Source organism: Rhizobium sp. SYY.PMSO (assembly GCF_046840415.1).
Classification (GTDB): Bacteria; Pseudomonadota; Alphaproteobacteria; order Rhizobiales; family Rhizobiaceae; genus Rhizobium.
Genome location: NZ_CP177349.1, coordinates 1 through 14,431, shown reverse-complemented (window position 1 = coordinate 14,431; position 14,431 = coordinate 1). Strand labels below are relative to the sequence as shown.

At 61.6% G+C, this 14,431-nt stretch carries 16 protein-coding genes; 11 read left to right on the top strand and 5 right to left on the bottom strand.

Annotated features, from left to right (window positions below; all coding sequences use genetic code 11):
* Positions 1 to 214 precede the first annotated feature (214 nt).
* The gene (gene lptC, locus ACJJVH_RS00080) at positions 215 to 901 is read left to right on the top strand and encodes an LPS export ABC transporter periplasmic protein LptC (protein WP_112801082.1); all 687 of its coding nucleotides are present in this window, start codon (positions 215 to 217) and stop codon (positions 899 to 901) included.
* Here the strand turns inward: lptC and ACJJVH_RS00075 are convergent.
* Positions 873 to 1,025 (bottom strand): hypothetical protein, encoded by a 153-nt coding sequence (locus ACJJVH_RS00075; protein ID WP_412064497.1) that lies wholly within the window; start codon positions 1,023 to 1,025, stop codon positions 873 to 875. The genes lptC and ACJJVH_RS00075 overlap by 29 nt on opposite strands.
* Here ACJJVH_RS00075 and ACJJVH_RS00070 point away from each other — a divergent pair.
* From ACJJVH_RS00070 to ptsN, 5 genes are all read left to right on the top strand, one after another.
* Positions 1,024 to 1,548 carry an LptA/OstA family protein gene (locus ACJJVH_RS00070; RefSeq protein ID WP_412064496.1) on the top strand — a complete coding sequence of 175 codons (525 nt, stop codon included), beginning with the start codon at positions 1,024 to 1,026 and terminating at the stop codon, positions 1,546 to 1,548. The two genes, ACJJVH_RS00075 and ACJJVH_RS00070, sit on opposite strands and share 2 nt — an antisense overlap.
* Positions 1,549 to 1,594: 46 nt before the next feature.
* Complete coding sequence (gene lptB, locus ACJJVH_RS00065) at positions 1,595 to 2,374, top strand: LPS export ABC transporter ATP-binding protein (RefSeq protein WP_112801086.1); 780 nt, start codon at positions 1,595 to 1,597, stop codon at positions 2,372 to 2,374.
* Between the two features lie 194 nt (positions 2,375 to 2,568).
* On the top strand, positions 2,569 to 4,128 hold the full coding sequence (rpoN, locus tag ACJJVH_RS00060) for an RNA polymerase factor sigma-54 (protein WP_112801088.1): 1,560 nt from the start codon (positions 2,569 to 2,571) through the stop codon (positions 4,126 to 4,128).
* 250 nt (positions 4,129 to 4,378) lie between these two features.
* A complete protein-coding gene (hpf, locus tag ACJJVH_RS00055; protein ID WP_112801090.1) occupies positions 4,379 to 4,954 on the top strand; it encodes a ribosome hibernation-promoting factor, HPF/YfiA family in 576 nt (191 codons plus the stop codon).
* Positions 4,955 to 5,038: 84 nt separating this feature from the next.
* Positions 5,039 to 5,503: a PTS IIA-like nitrogen regulatory protein PtsN gene (gene ptsN, locus ACJJVH_RS00050; protein ID WP_106996444.1), complete on the top strand. Its 465-nt coding sequence runs from the start codon at positions 5,039 to 5,041 to the stop codon at positions 5,501 to 5,503.
* A gap of 188 nt (positions 5,504 to 5,691) precedes the next feature.
* On the opposite strand, the gene grpE is transcribed toward ptsN, so the two are convergent.
* Together grpE and hrcA are read right to left on the bottom strand one after the other, a co-directional pair.
* Positions 5,692 to 6,333, bottom strand: coding sequence for a nucleotide exchange factor GrpE (gene grpE / locus ACJJVH_RS00045; protein WP_112801092.1), 642 nt, complete (start codon positions 6,331 to 6,333; stop codon positions 5,692 to 5,694).
* Positions 6,334 to 6,478: 145 nt separating this feature from the next.
* Positions 6,479 to 7,567 carry a heat-inducible transcriptional repressor HrcA gene (gene hrcA / locus ACJJVH_RS00040; protein ID WP_112801094.1) on the bottom strand — a complete coding sequence of 363 codons (1,089 nt, stop codon included), beginning with the start codon at positions 7,565 to 7,567 and terminating at the stop codon, positions 6,479 to 6,481.
* Positions 7,568 to 7,737: 170 nt separating this feature from the next.
* On the opposite strand from hrcA, the gene rph reads away from it, so the two are divergent.
* The 4 genes from rph to hemW are packed head-to-tail and all read left to right on the top strand — an operon-like array spanning position 7,738 to position 10,751.
* On the top strand, positions 7,738 to 8,454 hold the full coding sequence (gene rph, locus ACJJVH_RS00035; protein ID WP_113385447.1) for a ribonuclease PH: 717 nt from the start codon (positions 7,738 to 7,740) through the stop codon (positions 8,452 to 8,454).
* Positions 8,455 to 8,466: 12 nt separating this feature from the next.
* Positions 8,467 to 8,883: a VOC family protein gene (locus ACJJVH_RS00030; RefSeq protein ID WP_112801098.1), complete on the top strand. Its 417-nt coding sequence runs from the start codon at positions 8,467 to 8,469 to the stop codon at positions 8,881 to 8,883.
* 11 nt (positions 8,884 to 8,894) lie between these two features.
* Positions 8,895 to 9,539, top strand: a complete 645-nt coding sequence (gene rdgB, locus ACJJVH_RS00025) for an RdgB/HAM1 family non-canonical purine NTP pyrophosphatase (RefSeq protein ID WP_412064495.1) — start codon at positions 8,895 to 8,897, stop codon at positions 9,537 to 9,539.
* 36 nt (positions 9,540 to 9,575) lie between these two features.
* A complete protein-coding gene (hemW, locus tag ACJJVH_RS00020; RefSeq protein WP_113372045.1) occupies positions 9,576 to 10,751 on the top strand; it encodes a radical SAM family heme chaperone HemW in 1,176 nt (391 codons plus the stop codon).
* 14 nt (positions 10,752 to 10,765) lie between these two features.
* Here hemW and ACJJVH_RS00015 read toward each other — a convergent pair whose 3' ends face one another.
* A complete protein-coding gene (locus tag ACJJVH_RS00015; RefSeq protein WP_112801102.1) occupies positions 10,766 to 11,689 on the bottom strand; it encodes a DMT family transporter in 924 nt (307 codons plus the stop codon).
* A gap of 156 nt (positions 11,690 to 11,845) precedes the next feature.
* On the opposite strand from ACJJVH_RS00015, the gene gcvA reads away from it, so the two are divergent.
* Positions 11,846 to 12,742, top strand: coding sequence for a transcriptional regulator GcvA (gene gcvA, locus ACJJVH_RS00010; RefSeq protein ID WP_412064494.1), 897 nt, complete (start codon positions 11,846 to 11,848; stop codon positions 12,740 to 12,742).
* A 138-nt stretch (positions 12,743 to 12,880) separates the two neighbouring features.
* Here the strand turns inward: gcvA and dnaA are convergent, their stop codons facing one another.
* On the bottom strand, positions 12,881 to 14,431 hold the full coding sequence (gene dnaA / locus ACJJVH_RS00005; protein ID WP_112801106.1) for a chromosomal replication initiator protein DnaA: 1,551 nt from the start codon (positions 14,429 to 14,431) through the stop codon (positions 12,881 to 12,883).

The following is a 14,431-nucleotide window of genomic DNA, read 5'->3' as shown; positions in this document are numbered from 1 at the left end:
GCGGGACGTCGCTCTGCCGGTTCATCAGATAGGGCATCGCCAGCCCCGATGAAACCGGCTTATGCCATATTTTTCTGCCAAAATTCCTGACCGGCGGAAAAAAATCCATATTGGCAAGCCAGTGCAATAATGCGAAACGATCCGACAGGCTTTTTGGCACAGCCTCGCATAGCGTGAATGCGGTTCTCCGGATCATACAAGACGGACCTGTTGCATGCTGAATACGATCGAGACTCCCGGCGAGGCAATCCGCTCGGCGCCGGAACGAAACGCATATAAAGACGCTACCTTTCACTCGGCGCGCGTGAAGCGGCTGAGGGTGCTGCTGCCGCTTGTCGCCTTCGTCGTTTCGCTCATCTTTATCGCTGTCTCGATCGTCCGCGCCTATCTGCCGGCGGAGATACAGATCGAGGGCGCCAAGATCGAGGACGGCAAGGTCGTCATGGAGCGCCCCGCCATTGCCGGCCGCAACAAGGACGGCATCAACTATTCGCTTCTTGCCGAAAAGGCGCTGCAGGACATCAAGAACCCGAACATGATCACGCTGAAGACGATCAAGGCTTCGATGCCGGTCAATACCGACGTGATCGCCCATGTAACCGCCCGGAGCGCCGATTTCGACCGCCAGGCCGATACGCTGAAGCTCACCGAGCCCTTCGTCATCCAGATGGACAACGGTCTGCGCGCCGAGTTCAAGACGGCCTTCCTGGACGTGAAGAAAGGCGACCTTTCCAGCCAGGATCAGGTTGCAATCCAGCGAGGAGGCATGTCGGTTGTTGCGCGTTCGCTCAAGATGACGGATAAGGGGAGCGTAATCGAATTCGACGGGGAGGTGCGGATGCATATCGAGCCTTCCACAATCCATAATTCAGCTAGCGAACAGAAGCCGGGCGGTTCATGATAAAGTATTGGTCAAATTCAATTTTCCCTTCCGGTCCGCGCAAGGCCGGCCTTATCTGTGCTTTCAGCGCGCTCGCCTTTTTCGCCGCCGCGGATGCAGGCGCGCAATCGACGACCAGTTCCATGCCGGGCCTTGCCCTTTCCAAGGATCAGCCGATCCAGATCGAAAGCGACAAGCTGGAAATCCATGACCAGGAAAGCCAGGCCGTGTTCACCGGCAACGTCAAGGTGGTGCAGGGCACCACGACGATGCAGGCGGGCAAGATGACGGTCTTCTACAAGAAGAAGCAGGCCGCCGACGCCAAGCAGGCCGACAATCCGGTCGCCAAGGCCGCCAAGGAGCAGAACCAGTCGCTGGTATCCGGCGATGCCAACATCGACCACATTCTGGTCACCGACAAGGTCTATCTCGTGTCCGGAACCCAGACGGCGACGGCAGACGACGGCTCCTTCGACATGGCCAACCAGCTTGCGGTGCTCAAGGGCAAGAAGGTCGTTCTCACCGACGGACCGAACGTCTTTACCGGCTGCCAGCTCACCGTGCACATGGCAACGGGCGAAGCACAGCTGGATTCCTGTGGGGGCCGCGTTCAGATCCAGCTCGATCCGAAGTCGCAGCAAGTGCAGCAACAACAAAAGAAGAACTGATACCGGCCTCCTCGTGACGACATCGACCACCTCCACTTTGCCCGGCATGCCCGGGCCGTCTTCCGCGGCATCGGACGCACCGGCCGCTGACAAGGCACGCTATAAAGGTACGCTGATCGCCCGCGGCCTCACCAAAACCTACGGCAGGCGGCGCGTCGTCAACGGTGTCTCGCTGGTAGTGCGGCGCGGCGAGGCGGTCGGTCTGCTCGGGCCGAACGGCGCGGGCAAGACGACCTGTTTCTACATGATCACCGGACTGGTGCCGGTGGACGAAGGCACGATCGAGATCGACGGCAACAACGTCACGACCATGCCGATGTACCGCCGCGCGCGGCTCGGCGTCGGCTATCTGCCGCAGGAAGCCTCGATCTTTCGCGGCCTGACGGTGGAAGAAAATATCCGCGCCGTGCTCGAGGTCCACGAAAAGGACAAGACGAAGCGGGAGCGCAAGATCGACGAACTGCTGGAGGAATTCCACATTCGCAATCTGCGCACCGTGCCGGCAATCGCGCTCTCGGGTGGCGAGCGGCGGCGCCTGGAAATCGCCCGCGCGCTGGCGACGGACCCGACCTTCATGCTGCTCGACGAGCCCTTCGCGGGCGTGGATCCGATCTCGGTCGCGGACATTCAGAACCTCGTGCACCACCTGACGGCACGCGGCATCGGCGTGTTGATCACGGACCATAATGTCCGCGAGACGCTCGGCCTGATCGACCGGGCCTACATCATCCATGCGGGCGAGGTGCTGACCCACGGGCGGGCGAACGATATCGTCAGCAATCCCGAAGTACGCAAATTGTATCTGGGCGATAATTTCAGCCTCTGACAGGCTGAAATTCCACCACCTCGCTTGCCAATATTGACCGGATGCCGCCGCAGGCCGGAAATCTACTTTTGCTTCACAGTTCCGCTTGACCAAATCCGATAAAAAAGCAATTTTTGGGCCAGTTGGAATTTCGCGAAGATTTTATGGATGGAAAGCGCGGATTCCCGAGGTTCAAGGGGAGTCCCGCGTCCGCCATGGCACTATCGGCCAATCTTTTCCTGCGCCAAAGCCAGAGCCTGGTGATGACACCGCAACTGATGCAATCCATCCAGTTGCTGCAGATGACCCATTTTGAACTCACACAATTCATCGCGCAGGAAGTCGAAAAGAATCCGCTGCTGGAATTTGCGTCAAATGACGAGGATATGGGCAGCGGCGGCGACCGGGACGCAAAGGACGACCGCTTCGAGGCTGTCGAGGAAACCCGCGGCGACGACGGTTCCGAGCGCAGCGCGGGCGACCTTGCGAGCGACTGGTACGAAAGCGACAATACCGGCAACGCCAATCGGCTGAGCGACGAGCTCGACACCAATTTCAGCGACGTCTTTCCCGATGACGGCAGCCCGCAGCGCGCCGATGCGCCCGAGCTGCTGAGCCAATGGAAATCCATGCCGGGCGGCGAAGCGGGCGAAAGCTACGATCTCGACGATTTCGTCGCCGGCCGGGTGTCGTTGCGCGACCATCTCAACGAACAGATCCCGTTCTCGCTTCCCGTCATCAGCGACCGGCTGATCGGCCAGCACCTTGTCGACCAGCTCGACGATGCCGGCTACCTGCGCGCCGATCTCAACGAAACGGCCGAACGTCTCGGCACGACCATGGCGGACGTGGAGCGCGTGCTGGAAATCCTGCAGCAGCTGGACCCACCCGGCGTCTTCGCCCGCTCCCTCAGCGAATGCCTGGCGATCCAGCTTCGGCAGAAGGACCGGTTCGACCCCGCCATGGAGCGGCTGATACAGAACCTGGAGCTGCTCGCACGAAGGGATTTTGCGACGCTGAAGCGGCTTTGCGGCGTCGATGAGGAAGACCTGCTCGACATGATGGCGGAAATCCGTCAGCTCAATCCCAAACCCGGCAGCGGTTTCGACACGGATATATCGGAAGCGATCACGCCCGATATCGTCGTGCGCCCCTCCGCGGACGGGAGCTGGCTGGTGGAACTCAACCCCGATGCCCTGCCGCGCGTGCTGGTCAGCCAGTCCTATTTCGCGTCCGTTTCCAAGACCAGCCAGGACCATGCCTTCCTTTCGGAATGCCTGCAGAACGCCAACTGGCTGACCCGCAGCCTGGACCAGCGCGCCAAGACCATCATGAAGGTGGCGAGCGAGATCGTGCGGCAGCAGGACGCGTTCCTGCTGCATGGCGTCGATCATCTGCGGCCGCTTAATCTGAAGACCGTGGCGGACGCCATCAAGATGCATGAGTCGACGGTCAGCCGCGTGACCTCGAACAAGTACATGCTCACGCCGCGGGGGCTGTTCGAACTTAAATATTTCTTCACGGTTTCGATCGGCGCCGTCGAAGGCGGCGACAGCCATTCCGCCGAAGCCGTGCGCCACAAGATCCGCCTGCTGATCTCGAACGAAAGCCCGGATGCGGTGCTGTCCGACGACGATATCGTCGATACGCTGAAGAAGGGCGGGATCGAGCTCGCTCGCCGCACGGTTGCAAAATACCGCGAAGCCATGAACATCCCCTCATCCGTGCAGCGGCGGCGGGAGAAGCGAGCTTTGGCCAAAGTCTCCGGCTTCTGACAGGCGGCAGTATTCAACCACAGGCTGCCGAACTCCTAACAGTCCGTTAAGACGCAGTTGACTTTCCCATGCGGCAAGGCTAGAAGCCCGCCGCAATCGCTGCAGGACAGCACGACCATGAAACTTATCCCCACCATCCAAAAGGCGACCATTATACGCAATTTGCCTTTAACTGCGTGAAGTGCTTGGATGAGCTTGAGGCTTGGCGTAAACTGATACGCGCAATAACCACTACAAGAAGGGAAACTCCATGAGTGTGCGTGTCTCCGGTAAACATATGGAAATTGGTGACTCCTTCCGCCAGCGGATTGAAGACCAGATCGGCATGGCCGTGACGAAATACTTCGACGGGGGGTATTCGGGCCAAGTGATTGTGCAAAAGTCCAGCTCGCGTTTTGCGGCCGATTGCAAGCTTCATCTCGACAGTGGCGTGGTGTTGCATGCTGCCGGGGAGGCCATGGATCCGCAGCTCGCTTTCGACGCAGCCTCCGAGCGCATCGAAAAGCGCCTGCGCCGCTACAAGCGCAAACTCAAGGACCATCAGGCCAACAGCCACACGAACGGTCACGCCGAAGTCGCCTATACCGTCATGGATGGCGTTCCTGATGACGACGACGAGATCCCCGCCGATTTCGCGCCGGCCATCGTCGCCGAGAGCACGAAGCAATTGAAGACCATGTCGGTCGCGACCGCCGTCATGGCGCTCGACATGACCGACGAGCCGCTGCTGCTCTTCCGCAGCCCGGGCAAGGACCACTTGAACATCGTCTACCGCCGTCAGGACGGTAACATTGGCTGGATCGACGCGGCCAATATCAAAGGCTGAGAACAGAAGATAAGCGGCGGCTGCGCCCAGCGGCAGCCGCCGCTTGCTCGTCATCGGTTCCCGGCGACACGAAGGATAAAGAGAATGGCATTGGCAGATTTGCTACAGCAAGATGCGATCATCCCCGCCTTGAAGGCAAATTCCAAAAAACAACTGCTTCAGGAGTTGGCCGCCAAAGCCTCCAAGCTGACTGGACTGCCGGAGCGTGAAATCTTCGATGTCGTGCTGCAGCGGGAGCGCCTGGGCTCCACCGGAGTCGGCAACGGCATCGCCATTCCGCACGGCAAGCTTGCCAGCATCAAGTCCATCGTCGGCATTTTTGCGCGCCTCGAAGCGCCTGTCGATTTCGAGGCGCTGGACGACCAGCCCGTCGATCTCGTCTTCCTGCTGCTCGCGCCCGAGGGCGCAGGCGCGGACCATCTGAAGGCATTATCGCGCATTGCCCGCGTTCTGCGCGACCAGGATCTGGTCGCCAAGCTGCGCGCCACCGATTCCGCCTCCGCCATCTACGCATTCCTCAACGAGGAGCAGGCATCCAACGCCGCCTGACGGATTGGATCGCATCGGACCAAGGCAAAAATAAGAGCCGGATGACCTGAGACGTCATCCGGCTCTTTTCCTTTGCCGCCACTGCGGTTCAGTCCTTCACGGAACTCCTGGCCCGCTCCATCTCTCCGCTTGCGCGATTCGAGGAAAAGCGGAAAGGCTCCAGGCGCGACAGGCCTATGGCTGAAAGATCAGGCGTCCTTTTCATCGAGCGGGCTGTTGGAACCCTGCTCGGCATTTTCGACGATCTTCGGGCCGCCCTTGGCAACGCCGACCATGGCGGGGCGCAGAACGCGGTCGCCGATGACGAAGCCGGCCTGCACGACCTGGACGACCGTGTTGTTCGGCACGTCGGGATTGGGCACCTCGAACATGGCCTGATGGAAATTGGGGTCGAACTTCTGGCCGATCGGCTCTAGCTGGCGCACGCCATGGCGTTCCAGGGCCGAGAGCATGGAACGCTCGGTCATTTCGACGCCTTCGATGAGCGTCTTCAGCCCGGCATTGTCGCCGGTGCGCTCGTCGGCCGGAATGGCATCCAGCGTACGGCGCAGATTGTCTGCCACCGAGAGCATGTCGCGGGCAAAGCTGGCCACGGAATAGGACTTCGCATCCTTTACGTCGCGCTCGGTGCGGCGGCGAAGGTTGTCCATCTCGGCAGCGAGGCGAAGGTAGCGATCACGCAGTTCGCCGTTCTCGGCCTTCAGCAGCTCAACCGGATCCGGCTGAGACGGCTCGGTCGCATCGACGGTTTCCGCCGCATCCTGCGTGAAATCCGCTGAGATGTCGGCCGCCGTGGCGTCAGGTCCGTTTTTTGTTGTTTCGTCGGTCATGACGGTCTCCGAATTGCTTGGTCTTTGAATGTGCCCGATATCGAGGTTTGGCTGGAAAAAATCAAGGCTTTGTCGAGAAGAAGGGCCAATTCCCGGCATTTTGCGGCTGCCGGAATCATTGCCGCGGCGATGTGCCCGCCGCCCATCAGATCCCTGGCCGCGACAGTTTCGAAATCAGCTGCGCCGTGTAATCGACCATGGGCACGATGCGGGCATAATTCAGTCGTGTCGGACCGATGACGCCGACGGCTCCGACGATGCGATCGTCCTCGTCGCGATAGGGCGCAACGATGAGCGAGGATCCGGAAAGCGAGAAAAGCTTGTTTTCCGAACCGATGAAGATGCGCACGCCCGGCCCGCTTTCGGCGAGATTGAGAATCTCGATGAGGCTGTCCTTCTTTTCCAGGTCGTCGAACAGCAGCCGCAGGCGGTCCAGATCTTCGGCGCCGCCGATTTCGGCCAGCAGATTGGAGTGGCCGCGTACGATGAGTTGCGTCGGCTTGCCGTCGTCATCGCCACCCGACCACACCGCTATGCCCCGCTCGACCAGTTCGCGGGACAGACTGTCCAGCTCCTGACGCACGCCTTCCTTGAGGGCCTGCAGCTGCCGCCGCAGTTCCGGCAGCGTCTGGCCGGTCATGTGGGCATTGAGAAAGTTGGCGGCCTCCGTCAGCTGCGAGGATGTGGTGCCGGCCGGCAGTTCGATGATGCGATTTTCCACCTGGTCGTGTTCGCCGACGAGCACGGCAAGCGCTTTGGTCGGCTCCAGGCGAATGAATTCCACATGCTTGAGCACCTGGTCGCTTTTGGAGGTGATCACGAGGCCGGCGCCGCGCGAAACGCCCGACAGCACGCGGCTTGCCTCGGACATCATGGATTCCATCGGCTGATCGCGATTGTTGCCGCGCACCTGCCGATCGATATTGGCCCGATCTTCGGCGGAGAGATCGCCGACCTGCATGAAGGCATCGACGAAGAAGCGCAGACCCACCTGGGTCGGCAATCGTCCGGCGCTGACATGCGGCGAATAGATCAGCCCGAGCTCCTCCAGATCGCTCATGACATTGCGCACGGAGGCCGGCGACAGGGACATGGGCAACAGGCGGGAGAGATTGCGCGACCCGAGAGGTTCGCCGTTCTCCAGATAGCCTTCGACGATACGGCGGAAGATTTCCTTGGAGCGTTCGTCCAGTGCGGCAATGACATCCGAGACCGACGATGTCGTGAATACCATTTCGCTGTGAGATCCATTCCGTTGAGCTTGGCCAAAATATAATCATTCGGTTCGCAATGGCAAAAGGGAAAATACCGCCCTCGCCCTTACGAGGCACTTTGGCCTGCTTTTCCTTTGCAAAAGCGGCTTGTGGGTCGTAGAAGCGGTCAACGAACTTTCAGGAGAGTGGAATGCGGCCTTCAGGCAGAAAAACCGACCAGATGCGCAAGGTGTCGTTCGAGCGCAATTTTTCCAAGCATGCGGAAGGCTCCTGCCTGGTGAAATTCGGCGATACGCATGTGCTCTGCACGGCAAGCCTGGAAGACAAGACTCCGCCATGGCTGCGCAACAGCGGTAAAGGCTGGGTCACGGCCGAATACGGCATGCTGCCGCGCGCAACGGGCGAACGCATGAAGCGCGAAGCCGCTTCCGGCAAGCAGGGCGGCCGCACGCAGGAAATCCAGCGTCTCATCGGCCGGTCGCTGCGCGCCGTCGTCGACCTCAAGGAACTGGGCGAGCGCCAGATCACCGTCGACTGCGACGTCATCCAGGCCGATGGCGGCACGCGCACGGCGTCGATCACCGGCGGCTGGATCGCGCTTTATGACTGCCTGAAGTGGATGGAAAGCCGCAACATGGTGAAGGTCGATCGCGTGCTGAAGGACCACATCGCCGCCATCTCCTGCGGCATCTTCGCCGGCCAGCCCGTCATCGATCTCGACTATCTCGAGGATTCCTCGGCCGAGACCGACGCCAATTTCGTCATGACGGGCAAGGGCGGCATCGTCGAGATCCAGGGAACGGCTGAAGGCGCGCCCTTCAGCGAAGAGGAATTCGCCACGCTCCTGGGCCTCGCCAAGAACGGCATTGCCGAACTGGTGGATTTGCAGAAGCAGGCTATCGCCTGAGGATATCGTGCAATGGCTGATCCGGCCCTCGCAAGCGTACTGGAAACCGCTCTCTATGCGGACGATCTCGATGCGGTCGAGGCCTTTTATGGGGGCATTCTCGGATTGCAGAAGATCTCGCGCGGCGGCAATCGCCACGTCTTCTATCGCTGCGGGCCCGGCGTGCTTTTGATCTTCAATAGCGAGGAAACGGTCAAGCCGCACGAACCGGGCGCCCTGCCCGTGCCGCCGCATGGCACGAAGGGGCACGGGCACGTCTGCTTCCGCCTCGACAACGACGCTATCGAGGCCATGGCGCAGAAGCTGAAGGCCGCCGGTGTCGATATCGAAGCCGATTTTCACTGGCCGAACGGCGGCCGTTCGATCTATTTCCGCGATCCGGCGGGCAACAGCCTGGAATGCGCCGAACCCCGCATCTGGGGCCTATGACAGGACAGCACATGCGCAAGCTCGATACCAAGACCATCGTCGTCGCCAGCCATAATGCCGGCAAGATCCGCGAAATACAGGATCTGATCGGTCCCCTCGGCTTCGCTGCAAAGTCGGCCGCAGACCTCAACTTCATCGAGCCGGACGAGACGGGCACCACCTTCGAGGAAAATGCCGCGATCAAGGCGCTGGCCTCCGCCCGTGCCTCCGGCCTGCCGGCTCTTTCGGACGATTCCGGTCTCGTTGTCGATGCGCTCGGCGGCGATCCCGGCGTTTATACGGCCAACTGGGCCGAAACGGCCGATGGCACGCGCGACTTCGCCATGGCGATGCAGAAGGTCGAGACCGCGCTGGAAAAGGCCGGCGCCACCTCTCCGGAAAGCCGCACGGCACGCTTCGTCAGTGCCCTCTGCCTTGCCTGGCCGGACGGGCATACCGAGCTTTTCCGCGGCGAGGTCGAAGGCACCGTCGTCTGGCCGCCGCGCGGCACGCAGGGCTTCGGCTATGACCCGGTCTTCCAGCCCGAAGGATACGAGACGACTTTCGGTGAAATGAGCGCCGAACAGAAGCATGGCTGGAAGCCCGGCGACCGGCAGGCGCTCTCGCATCGCGCCCGCGCCTTCAAGGTCTTTGTCGAAACCTGCCTGGAGGCGTAAGCTTACCCCGTGGAAATCGTCGATACGCAGGATCTGATGCGCGGAGCGCAATTGCTGCCGGATACCGGAGAACCCGGTTTCGGGGTCTATGTGCATTGGCCTTTTTGCGCGGCCAAGTGTCCCTATTGCGATTTCAACAGTCACGTCCGCCATCAACCGGTCGATCAGGACCGTTTCGCTGCCGCCTTTCTCCAGGAAATGGCGACGATGCGGATGATCAGCGGCCCGAAGACCGTGACCAGCGTCTTCCTCGGCGGCGGCACGCCTTCGCTGATGAAGCCCGAAACGGTCGGTGCGATCCTCGACGGCATTGCCGGGGCCTGGCATGTGCCCGACGGTATCGAGATTACCATGGAAGCCAATCCGTCGAGCGTCGAAGCCGAGCGTTTTCGCGGCTATCGCGCCGCCGGCGTCAACCGCGTGTCGATGGGCGTGCAGGCTCTGAACGATCGCGACCTGAAATTCCTCGGACGTCTCCACAATGTCGAGGATGCGCTGAAGGCGATCAGGCTGGCGCGCGAGATTTTCCCGCGCATGTCCTTCGATCTCATCTATGCCCGCCCAAACCAGACCGTCGAGGAATGGGAGCGCGAGCTGAAGGAGGCGATATCCTATGCCGTCGACCACCTCTCGCTCTATCAGCTGACGATCGAGGAAGGCACGCCCTTCTACGGCCTTCACAAGGCCGGCAAGCTGATCGTCCCCGATGGCGACCAATCGGCGCTGCTCTACGAGGCGACGCAGGACATCACCGAGCGCGAGGGCATGCCGGCCTACGAGGTCTCCAATCACGCGCGTCCCGGCGCCGAAAGCCGGCATAACCTCACCTATTGGCGCTATGGCGACTATGCCGGCATCGGCCCTGGCGCCCATGGCCGCTTGACCCGCGGGCCGCAGAAGCTCGCCACGGCCACCGAACGCAAGCCGGAGAGCTGGCTCGAAATGGTCGAGCGCGACGGCCACGGCATGGTCGATCAGGAAATGCTGGGGTTCGATGAGCAGGCGGACGAATTGCTGCTGATGGGCCTGCGGCTGCGGGAAGGCGTCGACCTCGCCCGCTGGCAGCAGCTTTCCGGCCGCGATCCCGATCCCCAGCGCGAGGCGTTTTTACTGGAACACGGCTTTATCGAGCGGATCGGCAATTCCCGCCTGCGCTGCACGCCGGCGGGAATGCTGGTTCTCGACTCGGTCGTCGCCGATCTCGCCTGCTGATCCGATCCGGCAGGCTATTGCGGAGCGATCCGCCTTTTTCCCAGCGCAAGCAATCGTCCATCGATGGCTGCAAGACCAAGGGCGATCAGCGCCATGCCGATAAAATGCTTCGGTTGCAGGTTTTCGCCGAGAACGAGCGCGCCAAGCAGGATCGCGCTGACGGGAATGAGGAAAGTCACCAGCATCAGGTTTGTGGCGCCGGCCGTGGCGAGGATGCGGAAGAACAGCACATAGGCAACAGCGGTCGACAGAATGGCAAGGCCTGCGAGCGCAAGCCAGGTTTCGCCAGACGGCATTGACAACGCCCAGGGACGATCGACAAGGAGCGCGATCGGCAAAAGCAATATGGCCGAGCCCGTCACCTGACCGGCGGCGGGAATGATGGGCGCCAATCCCATGCGGCGGAAGCGGCGGCCGAATATGCCCGCCAGCGAATAGCTGAAGGCGGCTCCCAGCACGGCCAGCTGCGCCAGTACGTTCGAGCCGAGGCTTGCCAGCACCGAGGGGCCGATCATCAGGGCGACGCCGGCGAAACCGACGATGACGCCGATCAGTCGATTGCCGGTCATCTTCTCGTCCTCGGTGAGGAAATGGGCGACGACGACCGCAAAGAGCGGCGTTGTGGCGTTGAGGATCGAGGCAAGGCCGCTGGCAATGTGGGTCTGGCCCCAGACGATCAGCAGGAAGGGGATGACGTTGTTGAGAAAGCCCATGCCGAAGAAAGCAAGCCAGCTCTGGCGGTCTTTCGGCATGGAATGCCCGGTGGCGCGCACGATGATGTGCAGGGCAATGGCGGCGAGCGCGACACGCGCGGTGACGATGGTAAAGGGCGGCAGTTCGCGCACCAATATGCCGTTGAACAGGAAGGAGCCGCCCCAGAGAATGGACAGGCCCACCAACATGCTCCACTCGCCTGCGCCCATGGATTTTTGCGGCATGTGCTCATCTCCGATATTATGTTGATTGAGTTTTTCTTAGCCATTGATTGACCGGCATTTATTGCAAGCCCACCAAACTACTGCAATAATCCAGCAATACCAAGGCTCGGGCAAACGAGTCTTTTTCGAATCATGATTTAGCTGAACTCAATCATTATGGATCAACTGCCATCCCTTTCGGCGCTCCGCGCCTTCGAAGCTTCCGCCCGGCACCTCAGCATGACGCTGGCGGCGAACGAGCTGCATGTGACCCCAGGCGCCATCAGCCTGCAGATCCGCGATCTCGAAAGCGCGCTCGGCGTGCGGCTTTTCGAGCGGCGGGCACGCAGCCTTGCCCTGACTGCGGATGGCGCCGAGTATTTCGCGACGATGCGGACGGCTTTCCGGCTCATTCGCGAGGCGACGGCCGCCCTGGCGATGCGTTCGAAGGATACGGTGTTGACCGTGACCTGTACGGCCGGCTTCGCCACGCACTGGCTGGTGCCGCGGCTGCGGCGTTTCGAGGAAGCCCATCCCGATATCGACCTGCGCATCAGCGCCTCCCATCGCATGATGGATTTTCAACGGGACGGCATAGACATCGCCATCCGTCACGGCCTCGGCGGCTACGAGGGGCTGGCGAGCGAGAGGCTGCTGGATGACGAGTATGTGCCGATCTGTACACCGGAAATGGCGGCGGCGCTCGGTCCCTCTCCCGCGGTCGACGATCTCGCCGGTCTCACGCTTATCCACGATGTCTACCGGCGGGATTGGGAGCTCTGGCTGCAGGCCGCCGGAGCGACGCGCGTTGACGCCATGCACGGGCCGGTCTTCACCGACGGCATGGGTGCCTATCACGCCATGAAAGCAGGGCTCGGCATTGCCCTGATGCGCCGGTCCTTCATCGCGCAGGAGCTGGCGGACGGCACGCTCGCCGCCCCTTTCCCGATCGGATTTGCGAGCGCGCTTGCCTATCACCTCGTCTATCCGCCAGGCGCACTGGAGCGGCCGGCGATCGCGGCCCTGCGCGCATGGCTGTTTTCCGAGGTATCTCGCACGACGCCGCCGGCATAGAGGCTGCTCGGAATTTTCAGAGGCAGCAGGCGAGGGATTGCTTGCAGGGACAGCAGCCTGCGCCAAGCGGGAAGTCAGAAAAGAAACGGCCGGCGGTTAAGCCGGCCGTGACCATGGAGCGGATACCGACCGAACGGTTTACTCGTTGATGAGGCGCTTCAAAAGCTCGATCTCGTGCGACAGCTTGCTGTCGCCGGAAATCAGTTCCTCGATCTTGCGTACGGCGTGCAGGACCGTTGTGTGATCGCGACCGCCGAAGCGACGGCCGATCTCCGGGAAGGAGCGCGGCGTCAGGGTCTTCGACAGGTACATGGCGATCTGACGCGGCTTGACGATGACGCGCGTACGGCGGTTCGAGACCAGTTCCTGACGCGAGACATTATAGTGGCGTGCCACGATGCGCTGGATGTCTTCGATGCGGACGCGACGCGGCTCGCCGGAGCCGACCAGATGCGCCAGCAGCTCGTCGACCCGCTCGACCGTCAGGTTCGGCTCGAAGGAGCGGCGGAAAATGAGCTGGTTGAAGGCTCCTTCCAGCTCCCGGCCGCTGGCCGTCACGTTGCGGGCGACATGCGAGAGGATCTCGGCCGGTATTTCCAGCGACGGATCGTCCTGGCGGGCAGCATCCAGGCGGCGCTTGAGGATTTCGAGACGCATCTCATAATCCGGCGCCTCGACCTCGATCGCCACACCGCCCTGCAGACGCGACCGCACGCGCGGGTCGAGCGATTCCAGCTCCCAGGGGGCACGATCGGCAGCAACCACGACCTGCTTGGCGCTGTCCAGCAGCATGTTGAGCAGATGGCAGAACTCGTGCTGGATCATCTTGCCCTGCAGAAACTGCATGTCGTCGATGATGAGCAGGTCGATGTTGCGCAGCGAATCCTTCAGCGTCAGCGCGTCGTTGTCGCGGATGGCGGTTGCGAAGCGCCACATGAAATACTCGGCCGTCAGATAGACGACGCGCAGGCCGCGCGGGCTCTGCACGGCAGCATTGGCGATCGCCTGCAAAAGGTGGGTCTTGCCGAGGCCGACCGTCGCATGGACGAAGAGCGGATTGAAGCGCACGGCACCGGTGCCGGCTTCCGCGATGGTCTTTGCGGCGGCAAGGCCGACGCGGTTCGAGCTGCCTTCGACGAAAGTGTCGAAGGTGAAGCGGGAATCGAGCGGCGAGCCGAACAGCGGCGTGCCCGCCGTTGCCGGCCGCGCAGCCGCAGCCGCGCTCACCGCCTGGGCGACGACCTGACCTGCCGGTTGTGCGACAGCGCGACGGATCGGCGCGACTGCCGCCTGATCCGGAACCGCCGGCTGCTCGTCCGTGCTTGGCTTCGCGCCCTGCCGGGTCGCGGTGCGCACCAGGATTTCAACCTTCAGTATCTCGGAATCCTCCGCCTGGAACAGGCTGGTGATCAAATCGAGATAGCGATTGTTGATCCACGATTTCAGAAAGGTCGTCGGCACCGTGAGACGAACGACGCTCTTGGATACCGAATGAAGCTTGAGCCGTGCGAACCAGCTGGCGTAGACATCGGGTCCGACCTGGGCCTTCAGGCGCGCACTGACGCGGTCGAACAGATTATTTTGCGCCACGTCGCTCTTTTCCCCCGCCGCTTCTAAGCAAACCGCACTGAACGCCTGCGCATTGTCCCCATTCTCCAACGCACCCGTCGTCCTCGTATGTATCTGCAT